This window comes from Streptomyces sp. AHU1 (genome assembly GCF_045343905.1).
Classification (GTDB): domain Bacteria; phylum Actinomycetota; class Actinomycetes; order Streptomycetales; family Streptomycetaceae; genus Streptomyces; species Streptomyces triticiradicis.
The window spans coordinates 3171575-3187120 of record NZ_CP174283.1; the positions used below are offsets into that span (position 1 = coordinate 3171575).

General features: G+C 72.6%; 16 protein-coding genes. 4 read left to right on the forward strand and 12 right to left on the reverse strand.

What is annotated here, in order from left to right:
- The first annotated feature begins 18 nt into the window (after positions 1 to 18).
- Complete coding sequence (locus ACICHK_RS14355; RefSeq protein WP_406837213.1) at positions 19 to 1044, forward strand: WxL protein peptidoglycan domain-containing protein; 1026 nt, start codon at positions 19 to 21, stop codon at positions 1042 to 1044.
- Here the strand turns inward: ACICHK_RS14355 and ACICHK_RS14360 are convergent.
- Both ACICHK_RS14360 and ACICHK_RS14365 read right to left on the reverse strand, forming a co-directional pair.
- Complete coding sequence (locus tag ACICHK_RS14360; RefSeq protein WP_151467992.1) at positions 938 to 1276, reverse strand: P-II family nitrogen regulator; 339 nt, start codon at positions 1274 to 1276, stop codon at positions 938 to 940. The two genes, ACICHK_RS14355 and ACICHK_RS14360, sit on opposite strands and share 107 nt — an antisense overlap.
- Positions 1273 to 2580: an ammonium transporter gene (locus ACICHK_RS14365; protein WP_151467991.1), complete on the reverse strand. Its 1308-nt coding sequence runs from the start codon at positions 2578 to 2580 to the stop codon at positions 1273 to 1275. Before ACICHK_RS14365 ends, ACICHK_RS14360 begins: the two co-directional genes overlap by 4 nt.
- Positions 2581 to 2839: 259 nt before the next feature.
- Between ACICHK_RS14365 and era the strand changes: the two genes are divergently transcribed.
- Positions 2840 to 3832 (forward strand): GTPase Era, encoded by a 993-nt coding sequence (gene era, locus ACICHK_RS14370; protein WP_151467990.1) that lies wholly within the window; start codon positions 2840 to 2842, stop codon positions 3830 to 3832.
- Positions 3833 to 3889: 57 nt separating this feature from the next.
- Here era and ACICHK_RS14375 read toward each other — a convergent pair whose 3' ends face one another.
- Positions 3890 to 4243 carry a cytidine deaminase gene (locus ACICHK_RS14375; RefSeq protein ID WP_151467989.1) on the reverse strand — a complete coding sequence of 118 codons (354 nt, stop codon included), beginning with the start codon at positions 4241 to 4243 and terminating at the stop codon, positions 3890 to 3892.
- 43 nt (positions 4244 to 4286) lie between these two features.
- The gene (locus ACICHK_RS14380) at positions 4287 to 5108 is read right to left on the reverse strand and encodes a helix-turn-helix transcriptional regulator (protein WP_406841221.1); all 822 of its coding nucleotides are present in this window, start codon (positions 5106 to 5108) and stop codon (positions 4287 to 4289) included.
- A gap of 141 nt (positions 5109 to 5249) precedes the next feature.
- Between ACICHK_RS14380 and ACICHK_RS14385 the strand changes: the two genes are divergently transcribed.
- A complete protein-coding gene (locus tag ACICHK_RS14385; protein ID WP_406837214.1) occupies positions 5250 to 6782 on the forward strand; it encodes an MFS transporter in 1533 nt (510 codons plus the stop codon).
- A 23-nt stretch (positions 6783 to 6805) separates the two neighbouring features.
- Here the strand turns inward: ACICHK_RS14385 and ACICHK_RS14390 are convergent, their stop codons facing one another.
- The 5 genes from ACICHK_RS14390 to ACICHK_RS14410 all read right to left on the reverse strand — a co-directional run bounded on the left by ACICHK_RS14390 (position 6806) and on the right by ACICHK_RS14410 (position 11278).
- Positions 6806 to 7165: an MmcQ/YjbR family DNA-binding protein gene (locus ACICHK_RS14390; protein WP_406837215.1), complete on the reverse strand. Its 360-nt coding sequence runs from the start codon at positions 7163 to 7165 to the stop codon at positions 6806 to 6808.
- Complete coding sequence (locus tag ACICHK_RS14395) at positions 7162 to 8466, reverse strand: hemolysin family protein (protein WP_406837216.1); 1305 nt, start codon at positions 8464 to 8466, stop codon at positions 7162 to 7164. Before ACICHK_RS14395 ends, ACICHK_RS14390 begins: the two co-directional genes overlap by 4 nt.
- Entirely contained in the window at positions 8463 to 8960 is a 498-nt protein-coding gene (gene ybeY / locus ACICHK_RS14400; protein ID WP_103554818.1) for an rRNA maturation RNase YbeY, read from the reverse strand. Before ybeY ends, ACICHK_RS14395 begins: the two co-directional genes overlap by 4 nt.
- Positions 8961 to 8972: 12 nt before the next feature.
- A complete protein-coding gene (locus ACICHK_RS14405; protein WP_151467987.1) occupies positions 8973 to 10031 on the reverse strand; it encodes a PhoH family protein in 1059 nt (352 codons plus the stop codon).
- Between the two features lie 143 nt (positions 10032 to 10174).
- On the reverse strand, positions 10175 to 11278 hold the full coding sequence (locus ACICHK_RS14410; protein ID WP_406837217.1) for a carbohydrate kinase family protein: 1104 nt from the start codon (positions 11276 to 11278) through the stop codon (positions 10175 to 10177).
- Positions 11279 to 11756: 478 nt separating this feature from the next.
- On the opposite strand from ACICHK_RS14410, the gene ACICHK_RS14415 reads away from it, so the two are divergent.
- Positions 11757 to 13067, forward strand: coding sequence for an MFS transporter (locus ACICHK_RS14415; protein ID WP_406837218.1), 1311 nt, complete (start codon positions 11757 to 11759; stop codon positions 13065 to 13067).
- A gap of 56 nt (positions 13068 to 13123) precedes the next feature.
- Here the strand turns inward: ACICHK_RS14415 and ACICHK_RS14420 are convergent, their stop codons facing one another.
- The 3 genes from ACICHK_RS14420 to ACICHK_RS14430 form a co-directional block, all read right to left on the reverse strand.
- The gene (locus tag ACICHK_RS14420; protein WP_151467984.1) at positions 13124 to 14116 is read right to left on the reverse strand and encodes an adenosine deaminase; all 993 of its coding nucleotides are present in this window, start codon (positions 14114 to 14116) and stop codon (positions 13124 to 13126) included.
- A gap of 130 nt (positions 14117 to 14246) precedes the next feature.
- The gene (locus ACICHK_RS14425; protein WP_406837219.1) at positions 14247 to 15152 is read right to left on the reverse strand and encodes a ribonuclease Z; all 906 of its coding nucleotides are present in this window, start codon (positions 15150 to 15152) and stop codon (positions 14247 to 14249) included.
- Positions 15153 to 15158: 6 nt separating this feature from the next.
- On the reverse strand, positions 15159 to 15536 hold the full coding sequence (locus ACICHK_RS14430) for a histidine triad nucleotide-binding protein (RefSeq protein WP_406837220.1): 378 nt from the start codon (positions 15534 to 15536) through the stop codon (positions 15159 to 15161).
- Positions 15537 to 15546: the final 10 nt, after the last annotated feature.

Consider the following 15546-nt stretch of genomic DNA (forward strand, 5'->3'; position numbering starts at 1 on the left):
CCGCGGGGGTCCGCACCCATGCGCAAGCCGTACGCCCTCCTCCTGAGCGTGTTCCTGGTCCTGCCCGCCCTCGTGGCCCTGATCGCCACACCCTCGTACGCGGCCGACAACGGCAGCTGGTCGGTCTACCCCGTCTCCTCGCGCATCGCCGCGCGGCCCTACTTCTACCTCTCCGCCGACCCCGGCCAGACCCTCCGGGACAAGGTGACCGTCGCCAACAAGACCGGCTCTCCGCTGACGTTCCGGCTGTACGCGGCCGACGCCTACAACACCGCCCGCGACGGCGGTTTCGCCGTCCGCACCCTGGCCGAGAAGCAGCGCGGGGTGGGGGCGTGGGCCCGGCCCGCACGCACCCGGGTCACCGTGCCCGCGCACGGCGAGGTCACCGTGCCGTTCACCCTGCGGGTCCCCGAGCGCGCCGAACCGGGCGACCATCCGGGCGCGCTGGTGGCGCTCGACGAGCGGATCGAGACGGGCTCGGGCTCCCTCTCGGTCGGGGTGCGACGAGCCGTCGCCGCCCGGGTCTACCTCCGGGTCGGCGGGCCCACGGTCCCCGCCCTCGCGGTGGAGAAGGTCCGCCTCACCCACCACCAGCCGCTGGTCCCCGGCACCGGCTCCTCCGCGGCCACCGTCTCGTACACCCTCCACAACACGGGCAACGTGACGCTGAACCCGAAGGTGCGGCTGAGTGCGGAAGGGCTCTTCGGGCGCACCCTGCTGTCCCGCGAGCTCGCGGGCATCCCCTCGGAACTGCTGCCGGGCCAGCGGGTGCGGCTCACCGCGCCCTGGCACGGGGCGCCCCAGCTCGACTGGGGGGACGTGACGCTGACGGCCAGCGCGCCGGGCACGAAGGAGTCGGCGAGCGCCTCGTTCCTCGCGCTGCCGTGGCTCGTGGCGGTGCTGACGGTCCTCGCGCTCGCCGCGGCCGTGGTGACGCTCAGAGCGCGTCGGGCCCGCGTTCGCCCGTCCGTACCCGTACGACCGTCTCCACGGGTACGGACCACACCTTTCCGTCCCCGATCTTCCCGGTCTGCGCGGCCCTGACCACCGCGTCGATGACCGCGTCGGCCTCCTCGTCCCCGACGACGACCTCGATCCGGACCTTGGGCACCAGGTCGACCCGGTACTCGGCGCCGCGGTACACCTCGGTGTGCCCGCGCTGGCGCCCGTACCCGCTGGCCTCGGTGACGGTCATCCCGTGCACACCGAGCTCCTGCAGGGAGGTCTTGACCTCGTCGAGTCGGTAGGGCTTGACGATCGCGGTGATGAGTTTCATGCCTGGGGCCTGGTCTTCTGCGCGGTGGGAAGGGACGACGAAACCGGGGCGCCGTGGCCCAGGACCCCGTGATCGTAGGCGCTCTCGGCGTGCACCGTAAGGTCCAGGCCGGTCCGCTCCTGCTCCTCGTCCGCGCGCAGCCCCATGAACCGGTCGATCAGGGTGCCGATGCCGTACGTGGCGCCGAACGCGTACGCCCCGACGGCCACGACACCGACGAGCTGGCGGCCGAGCTGTCCGAGCCCGCCGCCGTACAGCAGCCCCTCGGCGCCGCCGGTCATCGAGTGGACGGCGAAGACGCCGATGAGCAGCGTGCCGATGATCCCGCCGACCAGGTGGACGCCGACGACGTCGAGGGAGTCGTCGTAGTTCAGCTTGAACTTCCAGCCCACGGCGTACGAGCAGACGACGCCGGCGGCGAGCCCGACGGCGAGCGCGCCCAGCAGGGACACCACCCCGCACGACGGGGTGATGGCCACCAGACCGGCGACCGCGCCCGAGGCGGCGCCCAGGGTCGTCGGGTGGCCGTCGCGGCGCTGCTCGACGAGGAGCCAGCCGAGCAGGCCCGTGCAGCCGGCGGCGAGGGTGTTGAGGAAGGCCGCGGCGGCCAGACCGTTCGCGCCGAGGGCGGAGCCGGCGTTGAAGCCGAACCAGCCGAACCACAGGAGACCGGCGCCGAGCACGACCATCGGGAGGTTGTGCGGCCGCATGGCGTCCTTCTTGAAGCCGAGCCGCGGCCCGAGCACCAGGCACAGCGCGAGCCCGGAGGCGCCCGAGGCGATCTCGACCGGCATGCCGCCCGCGAAGTCGAGCGCGCCGAGGCCGTCGTGGATCCAGCCGCCCGGGCCCCACACCCAGTGCGCGACGGGAACGTATACGAGCAGGGTCCAGACGGGTACGAACACGAGCCAGGCCCCGAACTTCGTCCGGTCGGCGACCGCCCCGCTGATCAGCGCGGCGGTGATGATCGCGAAGGTGAGCTGGAAGGTGGCGAAGAGCAGGGTGGGGACGGACCCCTGGACGCCGTCCGGGCCGATCCCGGCCATCCCGGCGTGCTCCAGGCCGCCGACGAGCCCGCCGAACGCGTCCGGGCCGAACGCGAGGGAGTATCCGGCGGTCAGCCACACCACCGTGACCAGGGCGATCGACACGAAGCTCATCATCAGCATGTTGAGCACGCTCTTCGCGCGGACCATGCCGCCGTAGAACAGGGCGAGTCCGGGGGTCATCAGGAGGACGAGCGCGGTGGCGGCGAGCAGCCAGGCGGTGTCGCCGGTGTCGATCCGGGAAGCGGCCAGGGTCACGGTCTCTCCAACGGAGTGGGGGGTACGGGGTGGGGGCGTCGTCAGAGCGTCGTGGGTGTCCGTTTCCGGTTGCGCACGCCCACGTTTCCGATGTGTTTCATTGCGCCGTGATTTCCGATTCCTCACCGGGGAGGGAGCGGCCCGCGGCCTCGGGACATCCCGTCCGCGGGAACCGGAACGACCGCTTCACCGGTGCCGTGACGACCGCCTCACGACCGTCGGCCGGCTTGGTGCGGCGGGCACCCGACGATCAGGGACAATGGGCGCCATGAGCGTTCGCAATCAGTCATCCGGGCCGTCCGAGGACAGGGGCACCTCCCACGCCCACGACGCGGCGGGGAAGCACCGCGCCGGCTTCGCCTGTTTCGTGGGCCGCCCCAACGCGGGCAAGTCCACCCTCACGAACGCTCTGGTGGGCCAGAAGGTCGCGATCACCGCGAACCAGCCGCAGACCACGCGTCACACCGTGCGCGGCATCGTGCACCGGCCCGACGCGCAGCTGATCCTCGTCGACACCCCCGGCCTGCACAAACCGCGCACGCTGCTGGGCGAGCGGCTCAACGACATCGTCCGCACCACCTGGGCCGAGGTCGACGTGATCGGCTTCTGCCTGCCCGCGAACGAGAAGCTCGGCCCGGGTGACCGTTTCATCGCGAAGGAACTGGCGTCGATCAAGAAGACGCCGAAGATCGCGATCGTCACCAAGACCGACCTCGTCGACAGCAAGACGCTCGCCGAACAGCTCATCGCGATCGACCAGCTCGGCCGGGAGCTCGGCTTCGAGTGGGCCGAGATCGTCCCGGTGTCGGCGGTCGGGGACAAGCAGGTGGGCCTGCTGGCCGATCTGATCGTCCCGCTGCTGCCGGAGGGACCCGCCCTCTATCCCGAGGGCGACCTGACGGACGAGCCGGAGCAGGTCATGATCGCGGAGCTCATCCGCGAGGCCGCGCTGGAGGGCGTCCGCGACGAGCTCCCGCACTCCATCGCCGTCGTGGTGGAGGAGATGCTGCCGCGCGAGGACCGTCCCGCGGACAAGCCGCTCCTGGACATCCACGCCTTCGTCTACATCGAGCGCCCCAGCCAGAAGGGCATCATCATCGGCCCCAAGGGCAAGCGCCTGAAGGACGTCGGCATCAAGTCCCGCAAGCAGATCGAGGCCCTGCTGGGCACGCCGGTCTTCCTCGACCTGCACGTGAAGGTCGCCAAGGACTGGCAGCGCGACCCCCGGCAGCTGCGCAAGCTCGGCTTCTGAGGGAGCTCCGGCCCGGGGGGAGGGAGCCGGTCCCGCCCCCCGGGGACATCCGTGCGCTCAGCCCGCGGCCACCGTCGTGTGCACGACGCCGTCGAGCCCGGCGAGGAGCACCGGCGTGGCGGGCCCGCCGAGATCCCGTACGGCCGCGCGGTCCGCGTCGGTGACGGCCTCGGCCCCGGACACCACGGCCGCCGCCTCCAGGGACTTCGCCCCGGACGCCACGGCCATCGCGACGGCCGTCTGCAGGGCGCTCAGCCGCAGGGACTGAAGCTCCACGGTCCCGGCGACGTAGGTACGCCCCGTCTCGTCGCGTACGGCCGCGCCCTCGGGCACACCGTTGCGGGCCCGCGCGGAACGGGCCAGGGTGACGATCTTGCGGTCCTCGGGGTCGAGCGCGCTGCTGTCGGTCATGACCAGAGCATACGAAGTGCCGGCACCGTCCCCCGCCGAAGGGTCACCCGGCCACCGGGTACATCGATCCCCGGCGCCCCTCCGGCGAGGCGAGCCACTCCAGCTTCGCGGCCGTGTTCGCCTCCGGCAGCGGCGTGTGCAGCACGACCGTGAGGTCGGGCCGGGCGGGCACCTTCATCGCGGTGGACTCGACGGCGAGCAGTCCCACCAGGGGATGGTCGAGCTCCTTGCGGATCTGCCCGGCCTCCTCGATGTCCCGCCGCTCCCACAGCTCCGCGAACTCGGGGCTCTCCCCGGTCAGCCGGGCCAGCAGCTCGCGGAACCCGTCGTCGTCCGGCGCGGCGGCGCACGACGCGCGGAACTGGGCCACGACGGTACGGGCGTTGCGCTCCCAGGTGTGCGAACGGCCCCGGTAGAGCGGGTCGGTGAAGAAGTCGAGGACACAGTTCTGGGTGATCTCCGGACGCATGCCGAGGACCACCGCGGCGGCGTCGTTGTACATGACGCAGTTGTAGTACGGGTCCATGATGTGCGCCGGATACGGCATCCACGTGTCGATCAGCCGCCGCAGCCCCTCGCACATGTCCCGGTCCCCCGGGGCGACTTCGGGCGCGGGCGGGTTCAGTCCGGCCAGCGTGTACAGATGGCGCCGCTCGGTGTTGCTGAGCCGCAGCACGCGGGCCACGGAGTCGAGGACCTGCGGCGACACGGAGATGTCCCGCCCCTGTTCCAGCCACTGGTACCAGGAGGCGCCCACCCCCGCGAGGACGGCGACCTCCTCGCGGCGCAGCCCCGGTGTGCGGCGGCGGGCGCCGCCGTCCGGGAGCCCGGCCTCGGCCGGTGAGACCCGCGCCCTGCGGCTCATCAGGAACTCGCGCAGCTCCGGGCGTCGTTGGGACCTCGGCGCCTCCTCCGTCACGTGTCTCCCCCTTCGGTGACTGGTGGTGCGGCCACCAGCATAAGTTCCGGCTCCCCACGGATGTTCCGGCCGCCGCACGCTCTTCCCATGACCACGAGGACGACCACCGAGTCCACCACCCGCACCCCCGGCGACGGCACGCCGGGCATCGATCCGGGCACCACGAACGGCCCCCGGGCCGAGACCTCCTCCGCTTCCCCGGCCCGCCCCGGGGGCGGCCGGCCACCACGCGCGGACCGGCTGTCCGGGCGCGACGCACTCGTGCTCTTCGTGCTGTGCGCCGCCCAGTTCATGGTCGCGCTGGACTTCTCCGTCCTGAACGTGGCGCTGCCGGTGCTCGGCCGGGACCTCGGCATGAGCCCGTCCGCGCTCCAGTGGGCCGTCACCGCCTTCGCGCTGCCCTCCGGCGGCTTCCTGCTCCTCTTCGGCCGTGTCGGCGACCTGTTCGGCCGCCGGGGGCTCTTCCTCGCCGGACTGGCCGTGTTCGGCGCGGCCTCGCTGCTCGCGACCTTCGCCTGGGACCCGGCGTCGTTCCTGGCCGGACGGGCCCTGCAGGGGCTCGCCGCGGCGGCGATCGTGCCGACCGGCATGTCGCTGCTCACCACGACCTTCCCGGAGGGTCCCGCGCGTGACCGCGCGCTCGGCATCTCCGGCACGCTCCTGTCGCTCGGCTTCACGGTCGGCATGGTGGCGGGCGGCGTCCTGACCGACGCGCTGGGCTGGCGCTCGACGATGGGCCTGCTGTCGCTGTTCGCGCTGGTCGTGCTGCCGCTCGCCACCGGCCTGCTGCCCGCGTCCGGCCACCGGCCCGCGGACGCGGCGGACCGCCCCGGTCTGGACGTCCCCGGCGCGGTCACCGTCACCGGCGGCCTGCTGTCCCTGATCTACGCGCTGTCGACGGCGGCGGAGCGCGGCTTCGGCGGCGCGGACGTCGTCACGACGCTCGCCCTGGGCGTGCTGCTGCTCGGCGCCTTCGTCCGGATCGAGTCCCGTGCCGACGCCCCGCTCGTCAGCCTGGGGATGCTGCGCCGCCCCACGGTGGCGTGGGGCAACCTGGGCGGCCTGGTCACCTTCTCGATGATGTCGACGGTCGTCTTCGCGCTGACCCTCTACCTCCAGGGGACGCTCGGCCTCTCCGCCTTCGGGACGGGCCTGGTCTTCGGTGCGCAGGGTGCGCTGTCGGCCGTCGCCGGGATGTACGCCCCGAAGGTCATCGGCCGCTTCGGCGCCCGGCGCACGCTGGCCGGCTCGCTGGCCGGCCAGGGGCTGTTCGTGGCGGGGATGCTGCTGCTGAACGCGCACACCTGGTCCGTGTGGATCGCCGTCGCCGGGGTGTCGCTGGCCAGCATGTTCCACCTGGGCGCGATCGTCTCGTACGGACTGACCGTCACCTCGGGCGTCCCCGACGAGGAGCAGGGCCTGGCCACCGGTCTGGTGACCTCCACCCAGCAGGTGGGCATCACCGTCGGCATCCCGCTCCTCGGGGTCCTCGCGACCACGTCGGGCGACCTGCTGGACGGCGTCCGCACGGTCCTCGCCCTGGACGCGGCGATCGTGCTCGCGGCGGCGGCGCTGATCGCGGTCGGACTCGGGCGCGGGGGCGCGGCGCGCGCCCGCTGAGGGCGGCGCCCGCCCGCCACGGGTCAGGGACGGTCGAGGCGCAGCCGCTCGGCCCGCGGCAGACCGGCCACGACGAGATCGTACGAATCCTCGACGAGCTCCCGGACCAGACGGTCCGGGAGCTCTGCGTCGACGGTCACCGTGTTCCAGTGCCGCTTGTTCATGTGGTAGCCGGGGACGATCAGCCCCGGGTGCTGCTCGCGCAGCCGGACCGCGTCGTCCGGGTCGCACTTCAGGTTGACCGTGAGCGGGCGCCCGTCCAGGTTCGTCAGCGCGAAGAGCTTGCCCAGCACCTTGAAGACCGAGGTCTCGGGGTTGAAGGGGAAGTCCTCGACGGTGGCGTTGAAGGACAGGCAGAACGCGCGCAGTTCCTGCGGGGTCACTCCGGCTTCTCCTCCTGCGGGGGCCCGGCCGGGCCGACCGGCTCGACGAGCACGGTGACGATCTTGTTCCGGCGGCCGGCGGCGGCCTCGGCGGTGAGCCGCAGCTCGCGGGTGTCGGGCAGTTCGACCGCGGCGGAGGCGCCGGCGATGGGAACCCGGCCCAGGGCCTTGGCGAGCAGTCCGCCGACGGTCTCCACGTCCTCGTCGTCGTAGGCCTCGAAGCCGTACAGCTCGCCGAGGTCGGTGATGTCGAGGCGGGCGGTCACCCGGAAGCGGTCGTCGCCGAGCTCCTGGACGGGGGGCAGCTCCCGGTCGTACTCGTCGGTGATCTCGCCGACGATCTCCTCGAGGATGTCCTCGATGGTGACGATGCCGGCCGTGCCGCCGTACTCGTCGATGACGACGGCGACGTGGTTGCGCTCCTGCTGCATCTCGCGCAGCAGGTCGCCGGCGTTCTTGGTGTCGGGCACGAACGCGGCGGGACGCATGGCCGTGGACACCAGCTCGGACTCGGCGTCACGGCTGATGTGCGTCTTGCGGGCCAGGTCCTTGAGGTAGACGATCCCGACGATGTCGTCCTCGTTCTCGCCGGTGACGGGTATGCGCGAGAAGCCCGAGCGCAGCGCCAGGGTGAGGGCCTGCCGGATGGTCTTGTAGCGCTCGATGACCACGAGGTCCGTACGGGGCACCATGACCTCGCGCACCAGGGTGTCGCCGAGCTCGAAGACGGAGTGCACCATGCGGCGCTCCTCGTCCTCGATGAGCGACTCCTTCTCGGCGAGGTCGACCATGGCCCGCAGCTCCGCCTCGGAGGCGAACGGGCCGCGCCGGAATCCCTTGCCGGGGGTGAGCGCGTTGCCGATGAGGATCAGCAGCGGCGGGATCGGCCCCATGATCCGGGCGAGCGGCAGCAGGACGTACGCCGCCGCCGTCGCGGTGTTGAGCGGGTGCTGGCGGCCGATGGTGCGCGGCGAGACGCCGACCGCGACGTACGAGACGAGCACCATGACGGTGATGGCGACGGCGAGGGCCTGCCAGGTCTTGTCGAACTCCTTGAGGCAGGCGTAGACGACGAGCGCGGCGGCCGCCATCTCGCAGACCACGCGGACCAGCAGCGCCACGTTCAGATAGCGCGTCGGGTCCGCGGTGACCTGGGCGAGCCTGGCGCTGCCGCGCCGGCCGGCGCGGACCGCCTCCTCGGCGCGGAAGCTGGAGACGCGCGCGAGGCCCGCCTCCGCGCAGGCGGCGAGCCAGGCGACGACGACCAGGACGACGGCACCGACGGCGAGCTGTGGGCTCATGACACGGTCGGGGCCGGAGACGGACCCGTGAGGCCCTTCTCCGCGCGCCAGCCGTCCACGAGGGCGGCCTGCAGACCGAACATCTCGGCCTTCTCGTCGGGCTCCTCGTGGTCGTAGCCGAGCAGGTGCAGCACGCCGTGGACCGTGAGGAGCTGGAGCTCCTCGTCCATGGAGTGCTGCGTCGGGGCGTCCTTGCCCTGGCGCTCGGCGACCTCGGGGCAGAGCACGATGTCGCCGAGCAGCCCCTGCGGCGGCTCGTCGTCGTCCTTCGACGGCGGGCGCAGCTCGTCCATCGGGAAGGACATGACGTCCGTCGGTCCCGGCAGGTCCATCCACTGGATGTGCAGCTGCTCCATGGCCTCGGTGTCGACGACGATCACCGAGAGCTCGGAGAGCGGGTGGATGCGCATGCGTGCGAGCGCGTAGCGGGCGATGTCGAGGATCGCCTGCTCGTCGACCTCGGTTCCGGACTCGTTGTTGACGTCGATCGACATGGCTGTGCTGGTCTACTTCCCTTTGTGGCCCCGGCTCTTGTGCGAGCCGTTCTCGGTGCCGTTCTCGCTGTCGTACTTCTCGTACGCGTCGACGATACGGCCGACCAGCTTGTGCCGGACGACATCCTGGGACGTGAGCCGTGAGAAGTGGACGTCCTCGACGCCCTCCAGGATGTCCTGGACCTGCCGCAGACCCGACTTCGTGCCGCTCGGGAGGTCGACCTGCGTCACGTCACCCGTGATCACGATCTTCGAGTCGAAGCCGAGCCGGGTGAGGAACATCTTCATCTGCTCGGGGCTCGTGTTCTGGGCCTCGTCCAGGATGATGAAGGCGTCGTTGAGCGTCCGGCCGCGCATGTACGCCAGCGGCGCGACCTCGATCGTGCCCGCCGCCATCAGGCGCGGGATCGAGTCCGGGTCGAGCATGTCGTGCAGCGCGTCGTAGAGCGGGCGCAGATAGGGGTCGATCTTCTCGTAGAGCGTGCCGGGCAGGAACCCGAGCCGCTCGCCGGCCTCGACCGCCGGACGGGTCAGGATGATCCTGTTGACCTGCTTGGACTGGAGCGCCTGGACGGCCTTCGCCATGGCGAGGTACGTCTTGCCGGTGCCGGCGGGGCCGATGCCGAACACGACGGTGTGCTTGTCGATGGCGTCGACGTAGCGCTTCTGGTTGAGCGTCTTGGGGCGGATGGTGCGGCCCCGCGAGGACAGGATGTTCTGCGTGAGCACCTCGGCCGGGGTCTCCTGGCCGTCGCCCGTCCCGTCCTCGCTCGCCCTGAGCATGGCGATCGAGCGTTCCACTGCGTCCTCCGTCATGGGCTGCCCCGTGCGGAGCACCAGCATCATCTCGTCGAACAGGCGCTGGACTAGGGCGACTTCACCCGCGTCGCCCACCGCGCTGATCTCGTTTCCCCGGACGTGGATGTCGGCCGCCGGGAAGGCCTTCTCGATCACGCGCAGCAGGGCGTCTCCGGAACCCAGAACGGTCACCATGGGGTGCTTGGCCGGGACGGTGAAGTGTGCGCGCGCCTGCCCCTGGGCGGGGCCGTGAGCTGTGGGTGTCTGAGTCATGGGCCGGCTCTGTAGGCCTGCGTATCCTCCTCGGTCGGCACGCTTGCCACACGGGCAGCCTTGCGGTTCCCAGCGTACGTCGCACCGCTCATGGACCCGTAGGGCTTTTCTCCCGGTGACGAGGTCGTGACCTGAGGGCACGCTCAGGCCGAGCGGCCGAAGCCGATCGTGGGCACCGCCCGGCGCAGCGGCCAGGGGCGGGTGACCTCCGGGAGCAGGCCCTCCAGGAAGGCGTACCGGCTCAAGGCTGCCGGATCCTGGTCGGCGACCGAGTGGACCCGGCGCCACCAGGCGGCGATCTCCGACCAGCCGGGCGCCGACAGTGATCCGCCGAACTCCTGGACGGAGAGCGCGGCGGTCAGCCCGGCGAAGGCGAGCCGGTCGGCGAGCGGCCAGCCGGCCAGGGTCCCGGTGACGAAACCGGCGACGAAGACGTCTCCCGCGCCGGTGGGGTCCAGCGCCTCGACGGCGATGGCCGGGACCTCGGCGCTCTCCCCGGAGCGCCCGTCCACGGCGTAGGCGCCGTCGGAGCCGAGGGTGACGACCGCCAGCGGCACGTGCTCGGCCAGCGCGTGCGCCGCCGCCCGGGGGCAGTCGGCGCCGGTGTAGCGCATGGCCTCCTCGGCGTTCGGCAGGAACGCCTCGCAGTGCGCCAGGTCGGCGAGCCCCGCCAGGTCCCAGCGGCCGGTGTCGTCCCAGCCGACGTCCGCGAAGATCCGGGTGCCCCGGCTCGCGGCCTGCTCGATCCAGGGCGCGCGGACCCCCGGGGTCAGCGAGGCGACGGCGGCACGCGCGTGCGGCGGGCGGTCCGGTGCGGGCTCCTCCAGGGGTGCCTCGTGCCCGTGGCTGACCATGGTCCGCTCGCCCTCGTACGCCATCGACACGGTGACCGGCGAGTGCCAGCCGGGCACGGTCCGCGACGGCGTGAGGTCGATGTTCTCGCCCTGCTCCAGGGCGTCCCAGCAGTACTCCCCGTAGTGGTCGTCCCCGAAGGCGGCCGCCAGGGAGGTCCGCAGGCCCAGCCGGGCGAGGGCGGTCGCCATGTTCGCGACGCCGCCGGGGCTCGATCCCATGCCGCGGGCCCAGGACTCGGTGCCGCGCACGGGGGCGGAATCGAGCCCGGTGAAGATGATGTCCAGGAACACCGTGCCGGTCAGGTAGACGTCCCAGGGCGGGTCGTCGGCCGTGCGCAGCCCGGCGAGCGGGTCGACATGGGCCTGGCGGAACGGTCCTTCGCCGTTGATCACGGTGCGCTCCCAGGGATGGTGCGGATCTGGCCAGTGTGCACCACACCGGCCGCGCGAGCCGTCGGTCACGCCGGACGGGCCACCACCGCGCACCCGCACCCGGCGACGCGCGGGAGGGGCCGTGCCGGTACATCGAATGCCCGCAGGCCGGACGGATCATCACCCACGCCCACCTGGAAACCCCGCCGGGATCCGTCCGGATGCGGGCGGATGTACCGGCACGGCCCCGACCCCCACCGGGCCGCACCCGAACCGCGACGGCCGGCGCAGGCGAACCCGCTCGGCGTCCGAAAGTCCGAAAGAGGGCACCCCTGCCCAGGGATCCCCACCGCAAACAAAGAGTGCCCCAGATCACATCACCACGCCTTCTTCGCGGACCCCCCACCTTGATACAAATTGCCCGCGCGTTCCTGTCCGTCGACAGCCGCCCCTCCCCCTCACTCTTCTTGAGCCGCTCTCGCCTGCCCTGGGAACGCCCGTGTCCGCCCGCACCCCCACGCCCTGGCCCCTCGTCGCCCTTTTCACGGCCGGGTACCTCGCCGCGTATCTGCTCCCCACCACCGTCGGCCGCCTCGACGCGGGACTCCCGCTGTCGGCCACCGGGGCCGGGGCCGTCGGCAGCGTCCTGCTGCTGAGCTCGGCCTCGGCCGGCTTCCTGCTCGCCTCCCGCGTCGACCGCTTCGGCCCGCGCGCGCTGGCCCGCGCCGGACTGCTCCTCGCGGCCGCCGGCTACGGCACCGCCGCGCTCTCGTCGGCGCTGCCCCTCGTGGTCGGCGGGGCGATCGCCGGCGGCTTCGGCTCCGGTACGGCCACCACGGTCGCCGCGACCGGGATCGCCGGCCGGCCCGACCCCCACCGGGTCACCACCCTGGGTCTCTTCGCCGTCTCCGGCCTCGCGGGCGCGCTGTACCTGACCATCCCCCACCTCGGCCCGGGGCACGGATACCCGCTCGCCGCGATCGCCTGCACGGCGCTGCTCGCGCTGTCCCTGACGGGACGGCTTCCCGCACGGACACCGGCCGCCCACGCCGTGCGCGCCGGCGCCCCGCTCCCGCACCGCCGCTCGGGCCTGCTCCTCGCCGGCGCGATGCTCTTCTGGTCCCTCGCGCAGAACTCCCTGTGGGGCGTGAGCGGCAGGATCGGCCTGACCCAGGCGGGCCTCACGGAGGTCGAGGTCGGCGCGGTCTTCGCGGCGGCGCTCGGCGCCGGACTGCTCGGGACCGTCGGCGCGGGCGCCCTCGGCCCGCGGCTCGGCCGGGCGCTGCCGATCGGCCTGGGCACGGCGCTGATCGCCGGCTGCATCGCGCTGAGCGCGGCGGCCACCGGTCTGACGTCCTTCGCGGCGGGCGAGACCGCCTGGAACGCGGTGTACCCGGTCGTGCTCTCGTACGTGATCGGCCTCGCCGCCTCCATGGATCCGCGCGGACGGTGGGCGGTCCTCGTGGGTTCCGCCTCCTCGCTCGGCACGGCGTGCGGCCCGCTCACGGGCAGCGTGCTGTCCGCGCGGGCGGGCTACCCGGCGATGGGAACGGTCCTGGCGGCCGGTCTGCTGCTGGTCGGCGTCCCGATGACGCTCGTGGCCCTGCGCGCACGGCACACCACCCAGATCGTGGAGATCCCCGTGGCCGAGATCCCCGTGGCCGAGATCCCCGTCGTGGACATCCCCGTGACAGAGCTGCCCGTCGTGAAGACCACGCTGGACGGCGTGCCCGCCCAGCGCGGGGCGTACGGGACGACGCCGCGCCGGCGCACGGCCGCCACGCCCGCACCCGGTCCCGTGGGCGTCTGACTCCCGCGAGCGCCCGCCCGCCCATCGGAGGGGAGGGTGGGCGGGCGCTCGACGGGCTAAGGGAACTCGTACGCCTCGACCTCGGCGATGTACCGCGCGCGCCGCTCCTCGTCGTGCTCCAGGAAGGACGCTTCGAACGAGTTGCGCGCCAGCTCCCGCAGCCGCTCCTCACCGAGGCCGAGGGCCTCGCGCACCGCGTCGAAGTTGTCGCCGGCGTAACCGCCGAAGTAGGCGGGGTCGTCGGAGTTGACCGTGCACAGCAGCCCGGCGTCCATCATGGCGGGCAGCGGGTGCTCCGCCAGGACGTCCACGGCGCGCAGCCGCACGTTCGACAGCGGGCACAGGGTCAGCGGCACCCGCTCCCGGACCAGCCGTTCGACGAGCCCGGGGTCCTCCATGCAGCGCAGCCCGTGGTCGACGCGCTCGACGCCGAGGATGTCCAGGGCCTCGGTGATGTACGCGGGCGGCCCCTCCTCGCCGGCGTGCGCGACGCGCCGCAGCCCGAGCTCGGCGGCGGCCTCGTACACCGCGCGGAACTTCACGGGCGGGTGGCCGACCTCGGCGGAGTCCAGGCCGATGCCGGTGATCCGGTCGAGGTGGGGCTTCGCCGCCTCCAGGGTCTCCATCGCGGACTCGGCCGACTCGTCGCGCAGGAAGCACATGATCAGCTGGGTGGAGACGCCGTGGGTCTCCTCGCTGCGCCCGAGCGCCCGCCACAGCCCCTCGACGACCGTCCCCATCGGCACGCCCCGGGCGATGTGCGCCTGCGGGTCGAAGAAGATCTCCGCGTGCCGTACGCCCTGCGCCGCGGCGCGGGCGAGGTAGGCGTCGGCCAGGTCGGCGAAGTCCGCTTCCGTCCGCAGGACGGCCATGAGCTCGTAGTACAGGTTCAGGAAGGTCTGGAGGTCGTCGAAGCGGTACGCCTCGCGGAGCTCCTCGGTGTCCGCGTACGGCAGCGTGACCCCGTTGCGCGCGGCGAGCGCGAAGGCCAGCTCGGGTTCGAGGGTGCCTTCGATGTGCAGGTGCAGTTCAGCCTTGGGGAGAGACATCGAAGCATCGTACGGCTCGCCGCCCGATGTATCGAAAACATCACCTTCCCGCCACGGAGCCTCCCCGCACAGGGCACCCGGCACCGGCGGCACGGACGGGGCCGGTCCGGCCCCGTCCCGCCTCGTGTCCTCAGCGCCGCTTCGGGACCGGCACCCGCACCAGGTCGTTCGCCACCGTCAGCTCCCCCTCGAAGCCCGCGGCGCGGGCCTCGCGCTCGAACTCCCCGGAGTCGGGGTAGCGCTGGCTGAAGTGGGTGAGCACGAGGTGCCGCACGCCCGCCTCCCTGGCCACCCGTCCGGCCTGTCCCGCCGTCAGATGACCGTGGTCCTCGGCGAGCTGGTGGTCGCCGTCGAGGAACGTCGACTCGATGACCAGCAGGTCGCAGCCCTCGGCGAGCGCGTCCACGCCCTCGCACAGCCGGGTGTCCATGACGAAGGCGAACTTCTGTCCCCGCCGCACCTCGCTGACGTCGTCCAGCGAGACGCCCCGCAGCGAGCCCTCCCGCTGCAGCACCCCGACGTCGGGGCCCTTGATGCCGTGCTCCCGCAGCCGCTCCGGCAGCATCCGCCGTCCGTCCGGCTCGACCAGCCGGTACCCGAAGGACTCGACCGGGTGGGAGAGCCTGCGGGCCTCCAGGGTGTACGCGGGCGTCGTCGCGAGGACGCCGTCCTCCTCGACCGGCACCTCGGTCAGCGGCACGGTCTCGCGGTAGGCGGTGGCGTACCGCAGCCGCTCGAAGAAGTGCGCCCCTGAGAGCGGGTAGTGCGCGGTCACCTCGTGCGGTACCCGGTCGAGGTTGATGCGCTGGATCACCCCGCCGAGTCCGAGCGCGTGGTCCCCGTGGAAATGGGTGACGCAGATGCGGTTCAGGTCGTGCGCGGCGACCCCGGCACGCAGCATCTGGCGCTGGGTGCCCTCGCCGGGGTCGAAGAGGAGACCCTCGCCGTCCCAGCGCAGCAGATAGCCGTTGTGGTTGCGGTGCCGGGTCGGGACCTGGCTGGCGGTGCCGAGGACCACCAGTTCACGTGCGGACAAGGCCGGCTATCCCGGCGGCCACTGCATGCCGCGGCCGCCCAGGAGGTGGGCGTGCGCGTGGAAGACGGTCTGGCCGGCACCGCTGCCCGTGTTGAACACGATGCGGTAGCTCTCCAGCTTCTCCTCGTCCGCGACCTCGCCGGCCTCGCGCAGGACGTCCGCCGCGACGGCGGGCTCGGCGGCGGCCAGGGACGCCGCGTCGGGGTAGTGCACCTTGGGGATGACCAGGATGTGCGTCGGTGCCTGCGGGTTGATGTCGCGGAACGCCACGGTCGTGTCGCTCTCGCGCACCAGCGTCGCCGGGATGTGCCCCGCCACGATCTTGCAGAACAGGCAGTCGTCCTGCGGTTCCCCGCCCGGGCCCCGCCTCGGCTCCTGCGTCATGCGTGTGCCT

Bases quoted from the DNA above. Each gene is read 5' to 3' on its own strand.
- ACICHK_RS14355 (WP_406837213.1), top strand. From the start codon at position 19: ATGCGCAAGCCGTACGCCCTCCTCCTGAGCGTGTTCCTGGTCCTGCCC.
- ACICHK_RS14360 (WP_151467992.1), bottom strand. From the start codon at position 1,276: ATGAAACTCATCACCGCGATCGTCAAGCCCTACCGACTCGACGAGGTC.
- era (WP_151467990.1), top strand. From the start codon at position 2,840: ATGGGCGCCATGAGCGTTCGCAATCAGTCATCCGGGCCGTCCGAGGAC.
- ACICHK_RS14375 (WP_151467989.1), bottom strand. From the start codon at position 4,243: ATGACCGACAGCAGCGCGCTCGACCCCGAGGACCGCAAGATCGTCACC.
- ACICHK_RS14380 (WP_406841221.1), bottom strand. From the start codon at position 5,108: ATGAGCCGCAGGGCGCGGGTCTCACCGGCCGAGGCCGGGCTCCCGGAC.
- ACICHK_RS14385 (WP_406837214.1), top strand. From the start codon at position 5,250: ATGACCACGAGGACGACCACCGAGTCCACCACCCGCACCCCCGGCGAC.
- ACICHK_RS14395 (WP_406837216.1), bottom strand. From the start codon at position 8,466: ATGAGCCCACAGCTCGCCGTCGGTGCCGTCGTCCTGGTCGTCGTCGCC.
- ybeY (WP_103554818.1), bottom strand. From the start codon at position 8,960: ATGTCGATCGACGTCAACAACGAGTCCGGAACCGAGGTCGACGAGCAG.
- ACICHK_RS14405 (WP_151467987.1), bottom strand. From the start codon at position 10,031: ATGACTCAGACACCCACAGCTCACGGCCCCGCCCAGGGGCAGGCGCGC.
- ACICHK_RS14420 (WP_151467984.1), bottom strand. From the start codon at position 14,116: ATGTCTCTCCCCAAGGCTGAACTGCACCTGCACATCGAAGGCACCCTC.
- ACICHK_RS14430 (WP_406837220.1), bottom strand. From the start codon at position 15,536: ATGACGCAGGAGCCGAGGCGGGGCCCGGGCGGGGAACCGCAGGACGAC.